This is a genomic window from Rhizobium giardinii bv. giardinii H152 (genome assembly GCF_000379605.1).
Taxonomy (GTDB): Bacteria; Pseudomonadota; Alphaproteobacteria; order Rhizobiales; family Rhizobiaceae; genus Pararhizobium; species Pararhizobium giardinii.
Genome location: NZ_KB902685.1, coordinates 1 through 14,493 on the forward strand (window position 1 = coordinate 1; position 14,493 = coordinate 14,493).

General features: G+C 57.6%; 7 protein-coding genes and 9 pseudogenes. 6 read left to right on the forward strand and 10 right to left on the reverse strand.

Features of this window, described 5'->3' with window-relative positions; genetic code table 11:
- Both A3AY_RS35630 and A3AY_RS0119880 read right to left on the reverse strand, forming a co-directional pair.
- Positions 1-285 (reverse strand): annotated as a pseudogene (locus A3AY_RS35630) (hypothetical protein); the annotation flags it as partial.
- 575 nt (positions 286-860) lie between these two features.
- Entirely contained in the window at positions 861-1,151 is a 291-nt protein-coding gene (locus A3AY_RS0119880) for a DUF1330 domain-containing protein (protein ID WP_018327425.1), read from the reverse strand.
- 924 nt (positions 1,152-2,075) lie between these two features.
- On the opposite strand from A3AY_RS0119880, the gene A3AY_RS0119890 reads away from it, so the two are divergent.
- Both A3AY_RS0119890 and A3AY_RS37990 read left to right on the forward strand, forming a co-directional pair.
- Positions 2,076-2,384: a type II toxin-antitoxin system RelB/DinJ family antitoxin gene (locus A3AY_RS0119890; protein WP_018327427.1), complete on the forward strand. Its 309-nt coding sequence runs from the start codon at positions 2,076-2,078 to the stop codon at positions 2,382-2,384.
- Positions 2,381-2,675 (forward strand): annotated as a pseudogene (locus A3AY_RS37990) (type II toxin-antitoxin system RelE/ParE family toxin). Before A3AY_RS0119890 ends, A3AY_RS37990 begins: the two are co-directional and overlap by 4 nt.
- A gap of 43 nt (positions 2,676-2,718) precedes the next feature.
- Here the strand turns inward: A3AY_RS37990 and A3AY_RS0119900 are convergent.
- Entirely contained in the window at positions 2,719-3,462 is a 744-nt protein-coding gene (locus A3AY_RS0119900) for a hypothetical protein (RefSeq protein ID WP_018327429.1), read from the reverse strand.
- Between the two features lie 364 nt (positions 3,463-3,826).
- Positions 3,827-4,159 (reverse strand): helix-turn-helix domain-containing protein, encoded by a 333-nt coding sequence (locus A3AY_RS0119905; protein ID WP_018327430.1) that lies wholly within the window; start codon positions 4,157-4,159, stop codon positions 3,827-3,829.
- Between the two features lie 657 nt (positions 4,160-4,816).
- Between A3AY_RS0119905 and A3AY_RS37995 the strand changes: the two are divergent.
- Together A3AY_RS37995 and A3AY_RS35645 are read left to right on the forward strand one after the other, a co-directional pair.
- Positions 4,817-5,038: pseudogene (locus A3AY_RS37995) on the forward strand (NADPH-dependent FMN reductase); the annotation flags it as partial.
- A gap of 711 nt (positions 5,039-5,749) precedes the next feature.
- A pseudogene (locus A3AY_RS35645) lies at positions 5,750-6,751 on the forward strand (IS256 family transposase); the annotation flags it as partial.
- Between the two features lie 86 nt (positions 6,752-6,837).
- Here A3AY_RS35645 and A3AY_RS35650 read toward each other — a convergent pair.
- Positions 6,838-8,057 (reverse strand): annotated as a pseudogene (locus A3AY_RS35650) (IS110 family RNA-guided transposase).
- A 263-nt stretch (positions 8,058-8,320) separates the two neighbouring features.
- On the opposite strand from A3AY_RS35650, the pseudogene A3AY_RS38000 reads away from it, so the two are divergent.
- A pseudogene (locus A3AY_RS38000) lies at positions 8,321-8,536 on the forward strand (transposase); the annotation flags it as partial.
- A gap of 158 nt (positions 8,537-8,694) precedes the next feature.
- On the opposite strand, the gene A3AY_RS0119940 reads toward A3AY_RS38000, so the two are convergent.
- Both A3AY_RS0119940 and A3AY_RS38005 read right to left on the reverse strand, forming a co-directional pair.
- Complete coding sequence (locus A3AY_RS0119940; protein ID WP_018327438.1) at positions 8,695-9,351, reverse strand: ZinT family metal-binding protein; 657 nt, start codon at positions 9,349-9,351, stop codon at positions 8,695-8,697.
- A gap of 93 nt (positions 9,352-9,444) precedes the next feature.
- Positions 9,445-9,837 (reverse strand): annotated as a pseudogene (locus A3AY_RS38005) (IS110 family transposase); the annotation flags it as partial.
- Here A3AY_RS38005 and A3AY_RS41680 point away from each other — a divergent pair.
- Positions 9,833-9,939 (forward strand): annotated as a pseudogene (locus A3AY_RS41680) (recombinase family protein); the annotation flags it as partial. The pseudogenes A3AY_RS38005 and A3AY_RS41680 sit on opposite strands and share 5 nt — an antisense overlap.
- 35 nt (positions 9,940-9,974) lie before the next feature.
- Here A3AY_RS41680 and A3AY_RS41520 read toward each other — a convergent pair.
- The 3 genes and pseudogenes from A3AY_RS41520 to A3AY_RS0119985 all read right to left on the reverse strand — a co-directional run bounded on the left by A3AY_RS41520 (position 9,975) and on the right by A3AY_RS0119985 (position 14,489).
- Positions 9,975-10,271 carry a DUF1330 domain-containing protein gene (locus A3AY_RS41520; RefSeq protein WP_210163022.1) on the reverse strand — a complete coding sequence of 99 codons (297 nt, stop codon included), beginning with the start codon at positions 10,269-10,271 and terminating at the stop codon, positions 9,975-9,977.
- Between the two features lie 2,059 nt (positions 10,272-12,330).
- Positions 12,331-13,252, reverse strand: a pseudogene (locus A3AY_RS0119980) (ISL3 family transposase); the annotation flags it as partial.
- Between the two features lie 34 nt (positions 13,253-13,286).
- Complete coding sequence (locus A3AY_RS0119985) at positions 13,287-14,489, reverse strand: NnrS family protein (RefSeq protein ID WP_210312649.1); 1,203 nt, start codon at positions 14,487-14,489, stop codon at positions 13,287-13,289.
- Between the last annotated feature and the right edge of the window lie 4 nt (positions 14,490-14,493).

The window sequence follows — 14,493 nt, forward strand, 5'->3', positions numbered from 1 at the left end:
AGCCGAGCCGGCGAAAAACACTTCGTCACTCTTAAACCCGTCGCGGCCGATCTGTTGGGGAATCTTGTAGATCGCGGCACCCAGCGACGACGTGTCGGGCTTTGCGAGCTTTTCAGCAGCGTCGTAGATCTCGGTCGCCGATGTTATGGAGTATGGTGGATTGCAGAGGGCGGCATCAAAAAACCTCGGGTCGGATGTTGCTGCCATGGCGGAAGTGGCCTGCAGGAAAGCGACAATGGCGCCCGCGGCGAAAGCGCTACGGTGGCGGGACTTCGGTTTCAGCATGAGCAATCCTTTTGGGGTGGAGGTTGTCGAGATGGAACGTACACGCACAGGCTGTTAAATGCCCATCCTCTTTTCCGCCGTTCACAAGAAAATGTCGCTCGGTTGCCATCGATGTCGCTAATTGAATGAAAACTTAAACGAAAAGAAAGATTTTCACTTAATATTAGAAATGGCTTTTGGAATCTTAAAAAGTCAGATGGATCATGTGACACAGCAGAACGCGGCGAGGGTGAAGAAGCCAATGCGCAACACTCGCCAATGATGCTGGGCGGCTGCGAACCACGATAGCCGAACTATCATCCGCTAGTCCGACCTCGACGGGATGGCGGAGGGTCGCGTTGAAGATGTCTATGGAATTTCGGCGTGTGGTCGGAGACTTGTTGTCAAGCTTCTCAACCTCGGTCTGGACAGCGTCCTTGAGCTTGTGCGGCCTTCGCGGTCAGGCCTCCTCAAAGGCTTTTATCCGGACTTCCACGGCATCGAGGCTTGAATGTTTTCAGCAAGTCTTTCCCGTGCATGCCTTGGGCTTAGGGCTCAGTGCCTTTTGTTGACGGTGAGCTGGCCGGAACATTTCCTCAAGCAATGCCTTCAAGCGCGATAATCCTCGTCCTGGCGCATCGCTCGCGAATTGCTTTAAGCCGACTGTACTCTGGCGAATTGTACCAAGCCATCAGCTCTGCCATGTCTGGAAACTCGACGACGACCAGGCGGTGCGGCTCCCAATCACCTTCGAGTACCTTGGCCGCGCCGCCACGCCCGAGGTAGCGACCACCATAGCGTTGCTCGGTTGCTGGCACGTCCCGTTTGTACTCTTCGAAGGCATTGGCATCAAACACGTCGACGTCGGCGATGAGGTAAGCGGCCATTGTTGCGCTCCTTGGCCAACACGCTGCGCATGAGGCCCGAATTATTTGCGAGGATAACCCGGGCCTCTAGTCGTCTTTTTTCCACTTGGTGGCAGCGACCTTAGAGGCTTGGCCTCGGGGAAAAGGTGAAACCTCCTGCAAATTCAAGTGGCGGTACTTGGATATAGCGATAATTTTAGCTCTTTCTAAAATATTGGCAATATGGAAAGAAATCCTTATCCTGGATAGGGCGATGGTGCTCATTCCATCCATCAGTGGAGGTGGGTCATCCATGGGACGGGCGCTCAAGTCTAACCATTTCCTTCAATGAGCCTCACGACCAAGGGTCGGTGAAACGTACACCGCTCGGCCTCGGGCCTCTCACGATCATACTTCTTGCTGCACGCTTGAGAGTCCCTGACGCCTCACGTCCACTCCGCGCTGCTCGGACGCAGCCATTTCCCGTTGGGCCACCCAGTCCGTCGCACACCGCTGCCTGCTGGCCGTCAACTCCGGCTAGAGGATGTGGAACTTACGATTTCGACAGAGAGTGCCGCAGGTCGTGCCGATATCGCGGAGCAATTGTGCTCGTCTAAAAGTCTGTGGCCCAGCACTCGCAGTTTTTATGGCTTTTGCGCGAACGCCGCTGCCCGGGCGCGACCGGCCGAGAAGGAAAGCGCAGATCGAGCACGATTTCGTTCTGGCTCGGCCCGAGGGGTAGCACGCTATTCAGCCGGCGGGTACTCGTCGTCGACCTTATGAATGCGTAAGGATCTGCGAATGGATATGCGCGGGTCAAAGCATCAGGCCAGTAGGGTTGGGGCTGCGCGCGGCAGTTCATCATAAGGGCGAAAAGGCGCAGCTTGCTCCCGAGAAAAGCGGCTCAAAGGCGCTGGCATTTGTCATTCATTTGCATTACCATCGCATCGAAAAGTGGAGATAGCTATGGCTGCAAATGCACTCGTGCAAACTCGTATTGATGCCGAAGTTCGGGATAGAGCCTCCGCAGTGCTTGAAAAAATGGGGCTTACAGTATCGGACGCGGTTCGTATCTTGCTCACCCGGACGGCCAACGAGGGTGCGCTGCCACTCGAGCTTCTTTCAGGCAGCGAGGCCCATGACGCTTGGTTTCGCACCAAGGTGCTTGAAGCGCTGAACGATACTCGACCGGACGTTTCGGATGATGAAGTCGAGGCACAATTTGCTGAACGTCGAGCGGCAGCCCGGCTTAACGCGGGTTCTCGAAAATCGTGAAGCTTACTTGGTCTGCGTTCGCATTATCGGATCGCGACGCCATATTCACATACATGGAAGCGGAGAATCCGTCAGCCGCTATTCTGGTCGACGAACGGATCGTTGCTGCCGTTCGTCGGTTGATAGATTTTCCCGCGAGCGGTCGTGTTGGCAGAATTGCTGGCACCCGCGAACTGGTAATTAAACGGCACGCCGTACGTCGCGGCGTATGCAATTACCGAAACAGCGGTCCGTATTCTTCGCGTCCTCCATGGCGCGCAGGAATGGCCAGACACTTTGCCAACGAGATAGGCTTTGTTCTCGATGCCGAGAATCAACGGGTCGGTGGTTCGAACTACGCACTGCTTTTCAAGTATGTCAGGACTATCACAAGCGTTGTGGTCACAAGAACGAGCAGCAAGCGGGCCCGCCGGCTCCTCTTCTTGATTTTTGCTTTGGTGTCGGGCGCAACGTGCATCGCCCCTTCATTCAAGGGCGTAGCTCGGCAAGCATTGATCTGATCGGCGATCTTCTGTGCACGTTGAGGGTTATTTCCGGTATAGGGCGAAACAAAGAAGGTCTTGGCGGCACTAAAAGCACTGGGCTGTGAGAAATCATTCCTTAAGGCCAGTGCGCGCTCCTCGTCCAATGTAAAAAACGCGAGAAATGTCGCGCTTCCACTGCTGGTGACCGCAGCTTTGCCGAGATTGTCGAGGTCCAGTATCGAGCTGCGGAACATTCCCTCGCTAATTAGCTTGTTGTTGTCGAGCACGAGCCGCGGATATCCCCACCGCGGTCCGAAGAATACGAGCACACCTGCAGCGATAAATAGGCTTCCCAACACCGGTCCGATGAAATCGAATATGCGCCCCGCCAAAGTCGCAGACGCCGGCATGTCAAAAAATATCCCAATTAATAAACCGCCTAAGCCGACTCCAGCGATGCAAACGAAGATGTCTCGTCTGGATCCCTTCGGATGGAAAACCAGGCGCGCTTCTTCATGACCAGGCGTTTCGAACAAAATTTCGCTCGTCCTCATTGAGTGCCTTAGAAGCCAGAACCGCTGACCATTATAGATCGCCCGAAAGAACCAGACCATACCCTGCTTCTGGTCCGGCAGGAGACACCCGCGGCGACGGCCACGACACGATCATCGAGGCGGCCAACGCCGGTTCCGGCGACCAGCTGCTGCTGACCGACATCAATCCGACTGATGTGACGTGATACGCGACGCCATCGACCTGACGATCGTTGTCGCCCAAAGCGCGCCGGGCGCCGGTGGCACCACGCGGTTGCTGACCTGGCTCCGACAGTTGCGTTAATGGCAAACTTGCGAGAAGAGCCGCAGAGGTCGGCTCCTGATTGCAGTGCGGACCAAGAGGGCACAACTGCTACCGGAGATATTCTCGTTTTGTGCTCGCAGGATCAGATAACATCTCCTCGGGAACCGAGGCTCCGCCAACTTAGCGGTTTTTCGCAGCGACTACTGCTTCCGCCTGAATGATGCACATCTCAATTTCCTGTTTTGACATGCCGGTCGCTGCATTGGAAAAACGGTCCATGAGCGCCGCAAACTGAGGGTCCGTCGCGCTAGCAAGAGACACGCCCAGAAGCCAATTCGGCGAAGTCCCCAGCGCAACTGCAATCTTTACCAGCGTCGCCAGGTCCGGCTCTCTGCGACCGGAGGCATAGTGTGCATACCGGCGCTCATCTAACCCTATGCGGCGAGCAGCTTCCGCGTTGGAGATGCCGAGTTGTTTGGCGCGCTCCTGCAGCCGTTCAGCGAATATATCCATGGGAACAATTTGTTCCCGAATGACACAGCTATGGCCACGAACGATATGGAGTGTTATAAGAACAATATGTAGTAGGGATTGCACGATTTTCCAGACAGACCCGAGAAGAATTGGGGTGTGGAACCGATGGAACTGCGGCCGGGCGGCCGCACGGGTGCATATTGCCCAGCCGGTTGGCAAAGTCCTGCGCTCATTTCAAAATCACTTGAGAGAGGGAGACGATGGTGTCGCGTAATCCATTCCGGTCCAGAAAAAAGCAGCAAACAAGCCCTCAACCCGCGGACCACGACAGCCCTGCTGATGACGCCATCATCGATCAGGCACACGCGCTTTATGGCAGCGATGCAGCGACCGCAGTGGCCTACTGTGGGCTGGACGCCTGGTTCGAGGGAGAGGAGGTCGAGTTTCGCCGCTTCGCTCGACTGTTTCGTAGGCTCAGGAACTAATGAGCCAGCCGGTCTGGTCAGGCGACACCAACGGCGGGGGCGTAGTTGCAAGTGCCTCCTGTCTAGGGCATTTTCGCCTGAAAGGGGAACTGAATGCCGAGAGTAAAATCCGCAGAGTTATCTGAAGGTGCCGCTGACCTTGATCGCCTCATTGCCGACACATAAGGACCCAGTGGGTGGTATACGGGCGAGCATCGCCAAAGGTGAACCGGTGAAGATACTCGCAATTTCCGGCAGTGCACGCCAACTCTCCACCAACACTGCATTGTTGAGGGCGATGCAAGTCATAGCTCCGACGGGGATCATCGTTGAAGTGTTTGATGGCACAGGGGATTTGCCTGTCTTTTCGCCAGACCTCGAAGGTTCTGAGGAGCCCGATAATGTACGGCTTTTCAAACAGGCAATTTCAGAAAGTGACGGGATAGCCATCGCACGTGGACTTCGCTTCCTTCTGTCAAAATCGAATTGTCGATGGCCCGGCGTACCAACGGTGATTGTTGTGTGATCCGGTGAAAATCACATCGCAAAACAGATACTAAAAGCGCTAAGATCAGCGGTTAGAGTGTCATTTCGCCGATGCCAGTCCGGAAAGAGTTGAACGAGCAGGCCTACCTGAACATCCGAACTAGCGGAATGGACGGTTGCATGATCACACCCAGGGCACGCGCGCTGTGTCGGCCGGCCTGCATTGGCTTTGTGCCGGCCTGCATTGAGCTTGAAGCTGCCGCTGAGGCGGCCCGGCACCATGCTGTGACGTCCGGGCGCTGATAGGGTTCAACTGTCACGCGGTGCCGAATGATAGCCGCGGGCGTCATGCTGGCGAGCCGGCCGGAACCGCCGAGAAAGGCCGAACGCGCTCGCTCGACGGTAAGACACCGGCACCAAGCCATGCCCCTGCCGACATTGGCGCCAGTTTCGTTTGTGCCGACCTCGACGGAGCCCGCCGGGTGATCTTCCGGGCGCCCGCGCTCGCTTAGCGCACCGTCGCCTATCTCCCCGATCTCCAGCCGCAGGCGCAAACCGGGCTGGGGCCGCCTGATGATCATGCCCCGGGAGGTGGTGTAGGTCCTGAGGTTTAGGCGGCCATCAGTGTTTTCCATTTAGGGTCGGGTTGTTCAAGACCAACCTGATGGAAAGATCACCGATGACCAATGACATGATGAACGTGCGCTCGCTTGTTGAGAAGAGCGCGGACGCCGATTTATTGCGCGAGATGATTGGCTTTGCGGCCGAGCGGTTGATGGAGCTGGAGGTTGGCGGCGCGACCGGTGCTGGTTTCGGTGAGAAGAGCCCGATGCGTCTCGCTCAGCGCAATGGCTACCGTGATCGGGACTGGGAGACGCGGGCCGGAACCGTCGAACTGCGCATTCCTAAGTTGCGCAAGGGCAGCTACTTCCCAAGCTTTCTAGAGCCGCGTCGAATGGCAGAGAAGGCTCTGACGGCCGTCATTCAGGAAGCCTATATTCAAGGCATCTCGACGCGCTCGGTTGATGATCTGGTCAAGGCCATGGGCATGAGCGGCATCTCCAAGAGCCAGGTATCGCGGCTATGCGAGGAGATCGACGTCAAGGTGAAGGCGTTCCTCGACAGGCCGATTGAAGGTGACTGGCCACACATCTGGATCGATGCCACCTATCTGAAGGTCCGCCGCGGCGGGCGCATCGTTTCGGTTGCCGTCATCATCGCCGTCGGCGTCAACAGCGACGGCCGGCGTGAGGTACTTGGTATGGAAGTCGGCACGTCCGAAGCCGAGCCGATCTGGACGGAGTTCCTGCGCAGGCTGACCCGCCGAGGATTGCGCGGCGTGAAGCTTGTCGTCTCCGATGCGCATGAAGGCCTCAAGGCGGCTGTCACCAAGGTTCTCAGCGCCACCTGGCAAAGATGCCGGGTCCACTTCATGAGGAACGTTCTGGCGCATGCTGGCAAGAGCGGCCGGCGGGTCGTCTCGGCCTTCATCGCAACGGCCTTTGCCCAGGAGACCTCGGAGGCAGCCAGCGCGCAATGGCGCAACGTCGCCGATCAAATCAGACCGAAAGTTCCAAAGCTCGCCACCATCATGGACAACGCTGAAGAGGATGTGCTCGCATACATGACTTTCCCGAAAGAACACCGGGCAAAGCTGCATCGGATAAGATCGACAAGTCCTTTCCTTCCGAACGTGGTAAACTACTAACGCGCGGACGACCTCGAGGTGAAGCGTGGTGCATCGGCTGAAAGCGCCGCCGGGCCACCTCATTCGAGCCTTGCCGGATTGAGGCGTCCGCGCGCCTTTTGATTTGGCGGGCGCGGACGCCAAGTCTCGACGAAGCGTTCGTAGCTCTTCTGTGCTTGCTCGGCGAGACGCATCTCCTGGTCACGCAGTTTCTTGATGTTGTAGGCATAGGCGGGACCAGGCGTATTGCCTTTCTTCTGCGGTTTTCCCGCCTGCATTCCATCGCTCGCGTTTTGTGGGCGACGAGACTGGGGCGGACCCAGAGATAATCGGTCTCCTTGGTCAACATGTGCCAGACCAGAACTGTTAGTTTGCGAGCTACGGCGACGGCTGCGACCTGATGGCCGCGTCTGGCCCTGATCCGGACGAAGAAGGCGTGTAGCGGCCCAGGCGCTTTCGCCGCCGCCCATGCCGCCTCCACCAGCATGGCGCGGGCATGGCTACGGCCAATCTTGCTGATACGTCCGTGATGAGCAGCGCCGAGTCCGGACTGGCGAACTCGCGGATTGAGGCCGAAGTAGCTGACCAGCTTCTGCGGGCTCTTGAAGCGACGGATATCGCCGATGGCTGCCATCAAGCCGGTCGCCACGGTGAGGTTGACGCCGGTGATCGTGAGCAGCCGCCTGACCACGGGATCATCCATCGTGCTTTCGGCGATTTGCCGATCGAGAACCGCAAGATCTTCACCGAGCCGGTCGAGTTCGCGTACATGCCGCTCGATGGCAATCTGCTCATCCTCAGGCACAGGCTGGCGTTTAAGCCAGTCTCGCCCTCGACCGTTGAACAGATCGGCATGCGGGCACTTCGGAATCAGGTGGGCGTGCAGGATGGAATGGACCTCGTTCTTGATCCGCGTCCGATGCCGCACAACCTGGTAGCGGCGCGCCGCCAACCGCCGCATGCGCTCCGTGGCGGCGTCCGGCGTCCAGATCTCCGGCAGATAGCCCGCGGCATATAAGTTGGTCAAGGTGCCTGCATCGATCTTATCGGTCTTCACATGCGCCTGTGCGATCGCCTTGACCTGCAGCGGATTGGCAATCACTACTCTGCGCACGAACGGCGAGAGCACGCGAGACACCGCCATGCAGTTACCCGTCGCCTCTATCACCACTTCGTCTGTTGCCGAGAGGGTCTTGCCGAGACCCTCCAAGGCCGTTCGCGTCATATCAACACGACCACCATGGCGGAGCCGACCGTCTTCCCAGAAAACCAACTCGCCGAATGTTCGGTGGATATCAATCCCAATCACGCGTCGCATCAGCGCCTCCTGTCGATTGAACAACGGGAGCGGCGGGCGACACGACAACTACGGATTCGCGCTCTCGGCGCAACCGGGCGAGTCGCAGAGGCGGCCAGCTACTAACACGAGCTCGCAGCTCATCGGATGCATCGGCCTGCCCGCACCTTCGTGCTCCCGGTGCCTCTGTCCCGGATGGTCACACCATACGCCACGATCCACAAAAATCGCAGCCGAACGTCGGCACCGCAGATCTTATACCGGTTACGAATCCAATCGAGCGTCTCAACGGCGAAATCAAGCGACGCACCGAGGTCGTCGGCATCTTTCCGAACGACGAAGCCATCGTCCGTCTCGTCGGCGCACTGCTGCTCGAACAGAATGACGAATGGGCCGTCCAACGCGCCCGGTACCTGACACTTGAGACCATGGCGCAAATGAGCGATGATCCGCAAATCAATCTGCCCGCTGTGGCCCGCTGATATCCCTCCGGCTCTATGTCGGAAAGCACGGCCTTCAGCCGCGACCTACACTACCTCCCGGGGCACGGTCCGCCTGATGGTCCAAGCTCCAGTCAACAAGGGGAGGGCGGTGCGCCTTCCCCGGTCCGGTTGCGAGCAATGGCAAGCGTTCGCCTTGATCAGTGAGCCAGCATCTCCTCGACGATCTGCTTTCCATTCAAATCTGCAGGATAGTAGGTCGGCCAATTGGTGACCTCGTTCAGCAGCGCGGCGCGATCATTACCCCAATAGAGATGGTAGTGGTCAGCCTTCTCGGGGGCGATGATGTGGTCGCTGAACTGGATGAACCGAGGCGCCGCGTCATCCCCGGCGGTTTTCCTGAAGATGAAGCGAACCCCTCGATTGCCCTTCTTGTAGGTGAGGATTTCGTGGCCGTCCGTTTCATAGTCTCCGCTCACCGTTTCCTTGCCGCGGAAAAACGCGACCTTTTTTCCATGGACCACGATCCGGTCGACGTCGGTCTTGTATCCGATGTCATAGTAGGTGCGATATTCTGCGGCGCTCTTGTCGCCATGCTTCGCCTTGTCGGCCATCACCGGATCCAGCGTTCCGTCGGCAAGATAAGGATAGACGGACTGCCAGTCGCCTTCCCAGTCTGAAAGCAGGCGCGCCTTTACCTGGTCGTCATCGAAATATCCATCATACACCGATCCCTTCGCATCATGAGAATGGCCGTGGGCATGGTTGGTCCCGGTCTGGGCGCCAGCCGTCCCCGTGAGAACCAGCGTCGCGGCTACAGCCAGTGCGTAGCCGAGTGTTTTGATCACGTTGTTCATTCCCTGAAACCTTTTCGATTTGTCTGGCACGGACACACGCCCGCGCCGTGATGTAATAACATAACCATCTCCGATTAACCTACCTTGGTAGGGGGCGCAAGAGGCAGCTTGTTCGTGGTCAACGTCCCGCTCATCCATGGCGTCGGTGTCAAACCTGCACAGGCGGCAATCTGCTGCAGTGCTTCGGTCGAAAGAACGGCGGCAACCTCAAGCGCCGGCACCTTTTAAGGTAAGCAACATTGCCGGCGCCGGTACATGAGCCCCTAGCGTCTGAGGCAACAGAAAGGAGGGAATACGCTCGCTCTCCACCGCGGCGATTTGCTCAAGCGGCAACTCAAGACGATCGAGTTCTCGATTTCTTTGAGCCTTGAGATGCATCGGCAAACCACGGCCGTCTCCGGTGCAAAGCTCCTCAAGCCGTAGGCGGCGATCTTTGCGAAGCGGTTGATAGCCGCTGACGCCTTGGGCGAAAAGTAGACCTTTGACAAAGGAACTCGGGATCGAGCGCGTCACCTCTATCAGTATGTCGGCCCCAATGGTGAACTCAGGGACTATGGAAAGCGCGTCCTTGGTTTAAGGACGCAGTAAATCGACGCGTCTGTCGAGCGTCTGGGCGCGAGGCCTCAGCCGGTTTCGACAACGAACATCCTCGCTTCCTGAGCCTCTCGGCGTTCGGCCTTGATCGGTTCGTACTGCTCGGAATTGTAAAAGGCTAACGCTTGGGCCAGGGTTGCAAACTCAAGCACGCCAGCTATTGGGAAAGGCGACTCATCGCCTTCGAGAACCTGCGCAACACGACCGAAGTGCAGAATCTGCCCGCCCGCTTTTTCTAGAGCCGCCTGAAAGCAGGAGCGAGCGCCGCCTGCTTGGCGGGGTCGATGACACGCAGATTGATATGCACGTACGCTGGCATGGTACATCTCCAAATATTGCCAAATAATGCATAACACTATTATGCCGAGCTGGCTCGTTGAGAGCGGCAACGCGGTGGATTGGGAGACATATTGTAAAGGCGCTTACTCCGATGCTCAGGAGGCTGACTGCTAGTGCGGCCTCAGTCTAATTCGGAGCCAATTGGCGAGCGCCTCCGATCGGAACCCGATCGATGCGAGACTTCGGCGCTGACGTCAAACGCATTTTGCATGTGCAGCCGGTTGGAGTGCACAGGACGCCGGAGTCCCCGGCGCAGACCTTTTCATTCATCACCTTACAATCGGCGCCTTCCCATTCGCCGGTGCATGTACACCGGTTTGTATTTACATCGCAGCTGAAATTCAGAGATGAGCCTTGGATTTTACGGCTGGCTCCATCCGACGGGACGTGCATCAGCAAGACCATGAAAATCGCAGCAGCTACCCTATTCATCGTCCCTCCTCCAGACAGGAGCGCCGTCCTGCCAATCTTTCCCTAGTGCCTTTGCTGCAAATCCGTCGTTAGTGGGCCAATTGCCCGGTTCCTGCATTTCGCGGATCCGTCTGGCGTACTGGAGTACCGCAGCGGCCGCTGCAAGATTGAGCGCAACGGGACGACGACGAATTCGAGCGCGTAACCTATCTACGGCGATCGAGAGCCTGCGTTAATTGATCTTCTGTAAGGGCTGCCGGAAACCCGGCTTCTGCTTGGGCGCCGTCATGAACATTCTGCACTGACAGCCTTTCCCTATATCGCAGTTTTTCCAGATGTCTCCAGTCGAGTCCGTCAATTTGCAGTTTGGCAGCATGCCCTTACAGTCCGCTCCTTCCCAACGGCCATCGCATTTGCAAACGCCAGTATTAACGTCGCAGGAGAAGTTTAACCCCTGAGAACCTCCCAATCGGCTCGCCGCCTCTGCAACCGTCATTGTGAGCGCTAGCATTGCGAGAATAGCTGTGATCCTCATCGCACCGTCCTCCGTCGATCACTGATTGAAACCGGCCGCTTCGTCACTTTCGGCGAGGATTCCTTTGTGCAAAACGTCCCCGAATCCTCCTGAGGCGAGTGTGCTATTTATTATCAATGCAGACCCGTCTTGTCGTTCCGCGCGAGTCAACTGTCGCACAAGTGAACATTCCGCCGTCTGTGCAACTCCTGGAACTGCGTCAATTACGCCCCCCAAACCCGTGCACTCCTTATTGGTCAGCGGCATTGCTATGCCCATCGCTCTAATTCTGGGCGCCTGGCCAAGTTTCCGTATAGGCGTATTTACTTGAGGCAGCGCCTTCTGGTTCGGCGTTTCGGCAGATACTGCCCCCTCAGACGTGCTCACAAGGAAAGTCACGGCGATCAAATAAAGTGATCCCCTCGAAGACATTGGGTTATCCCCGCTGTGTTGAGAAATAATATTCGAGTTTGCTAATGTAACACAACTTTTTGGATCGGTCGATTAGGGAGATGTCGTTTGCCACCTAAACATGAGAATTCGGCGGTTCCGGCCGCATTTGGCATTTAACTGAGACTTGCAGACGGTAAACAACGGTCACAACAGCCCGGTGAATTTGGTGAATTAGGGAGAAATATACGTTTTTTCAAAGCCACGGAGGAAAGCCGTCTCTGCGAAAGCCAAAACGAAATCTCAAGTTAAGTGGCAAAGCTCTCACATTAAATGCCAATTCTCAGATTATGGTTGCCGTAACTATATGATTTTGTTGGCGGCAGAATCTTACGTTTAAATGCAAAACGACACTACAGGGCGATGATGCGCCCCGGTATGCTTTGGGCGACGCGCCGTATGTCTCGGCCGATTACGGTTCCCATGTTGCAGCTTCACGGTGCCAACGACGGCTGCATCCTCCCTGCGCAGGTCGATGACCGACATCAGTTCGCCGCACGGCGCACGAGGGAGGTCGCCCCTAACGTCGGTCACTTCCTGCACATCGAGACCCCTGAGGCGATTGCGGAACGGATTGCGGCATGGGCCGCGTAGCGGCCTTCAGCCTACTAAAAACGCGAACGAAGCTCCTCGACCACCGGAAGTGACCGGGCTGATGCACGGCGGCACTATCCGGTCCGCCTTGCAATCTCGCTGTAGGTGAGGCCCTGCTGCCGCAACGCTTGAAGCGTGTCGAATATTTCCTGACGAGATTGCCTGTGCGCCAAGCGGGCACGGCGCTGTTGTGACATGGCGCTGGCGATAGCATCTTCGGAGAGAATGGGTCTAACATTGGCGTGACCGTAAACGCTCATCTGTTCCTTGATTGCCTCCCTGAGATTTTGAACCAGGTGAAAGCGGTCAGCGACCTGACGGGCCTGAGGCGCGCCCTCTCGGGCTGCCTGAGCATATAAACCACAGCGATCTCGGCTCACGACCTCGATCGTCGGACGCTCTTGCAACCAAGATTTTGCGCTCTCGACGCTGCGGTCCTCCAGAACATCGACGACCGAATGACGCTCGAGATCGACCATGATCGTCCCGTACCGCGAGGAGTGCCGCCAGCTCCAATCATCGATGCCCACAACCCGAATAGTGTCTTTTTGTATGGACGCCGGATTACCGCGCTTCAATTGCCGCAAGATCGTGTCGTCGCTGATCGGCATGCCGAGCCGATGCATCAAGTTCTCTCCCGGACGACCGCCCAGTCTGTGGCCAACCAAGCCCACAATCTCAGCCATCCGCTCGGTTCGTCGCACATAGGGTGCCGCAATCTCGCGCAGCCTGTCGGTGAAGGTTCGTCGTCCGCATTTCCGGTGTCTACACTGCCACCGGTTCAGTGCCAGTTCGATTTCCACAGCTTGACCTTGAACAGGCAAGTCCTGGAGACGGCGGTTGTGCCAGCCGTGCCGGTGTCGACTTCGCGTTCCACAATCTGGGCAGATGCCGACAGGTTTCGCAGCAGCGGAAAACAACCCAGTTTGCTTCATCTTGAAGGATAATATCCAGAATTTTGACCCTCGGGCCGGGTGACCATTTCAATTGCGCTCGCATCCTGGCAGATAGCAGTCGAGGGGCTAACGTCCTGTTAACCACAGAAATTGAAGAAGAACCCGTTTAAATGCAAAGCGACAGTAGACAATGCCGCGCTGAGCACAGGTCTCCGGACTGGACCGCGCATCGAAGGAAGAAGGCCCCAAAGGAACAATGTCCAGCCGATGATCCAGCAAGCTGCGGCGAGGGAAATGGCATGGAGCAGCATGGCGGGGAGCCAGCCCGCAGATATCCGAACAACTGCTGAGAGCGACACGAGAACAAACGCGGCTGCCATGGGCGGGCTGACGGCAAGCCGGCTGCCATCGCGGATCATTGCGGCTCGCATCATGACGGCGACGATCATGCTTCCCATGGCACCCATCGTCAGGGCATGCAGGGCAGCAGCGAGGGGAACTTGGTGTGGGTCAGTCAATGCCAGGCCCGTAAGCAGCAGGCCGGTCGGGGTCCATGTCCAGGCTACGTGAAACATGAGCAATGCCGGGTAGCGGATGGTCTCCCAACTCTGCCACGCACTCATGCGGACCAGCAGCAGTGCCGCCGACACGAGCAAGAGAACACCCGACGCAAGTTTGTATTCGCTGACGCCAAGGCAGACCGCGGCGATAACGAGACCTATCGCCGCGTTTGAAAGCCATGCCCGGTCGCGTGGCACAGCCTGTACGCCTATGCGATCGAGCCAGCGGCGTGTGAAGGCGGGCACCGCCCGGCCGCCGACTAGGATGACCAGCACGACGAATACCAGGGGCGTCGCATTCTGGCCGGCAATCTGGATAGCGGAGGAGTTGGCAGAGGAGAGAGTTGCTGCACCTCCCAGTGCCATCGCACCTCCAACCGACCAGAAGCGGTTCCATGCGCGGGCGGATGTCAGAGCGACTGCAAGAATGAGGACCAAGCCGGCAAAATAGCCCGCTGCCCCAACCATGCGGATGGACAATGGCAGGCCATCCGTCCACCAGGCGGTTAAGCGGGCCACCAGCCAGAGGAACGTGATGACCTTTGAAAGAACCGGAGAGACCGGCCCTCGCTTGGTCCAGGCGGGCAGGGCGGTGAGAAGATAGCCGCCTGCTGCCGCGCCTCCCATGCCGAAGAGAAGTTCATGGCCATGCCACACAGTCCGCTCCGGCCCGATATTTTCCGGAATAAGCCAGACAACCGGTGCGGTGATCGCCGAAACCCCGGCCAGAAAAAACAGCGGCCGATGCGGCGCTTCCCAAAGGTCGCGCCACAGCGTCAAGATG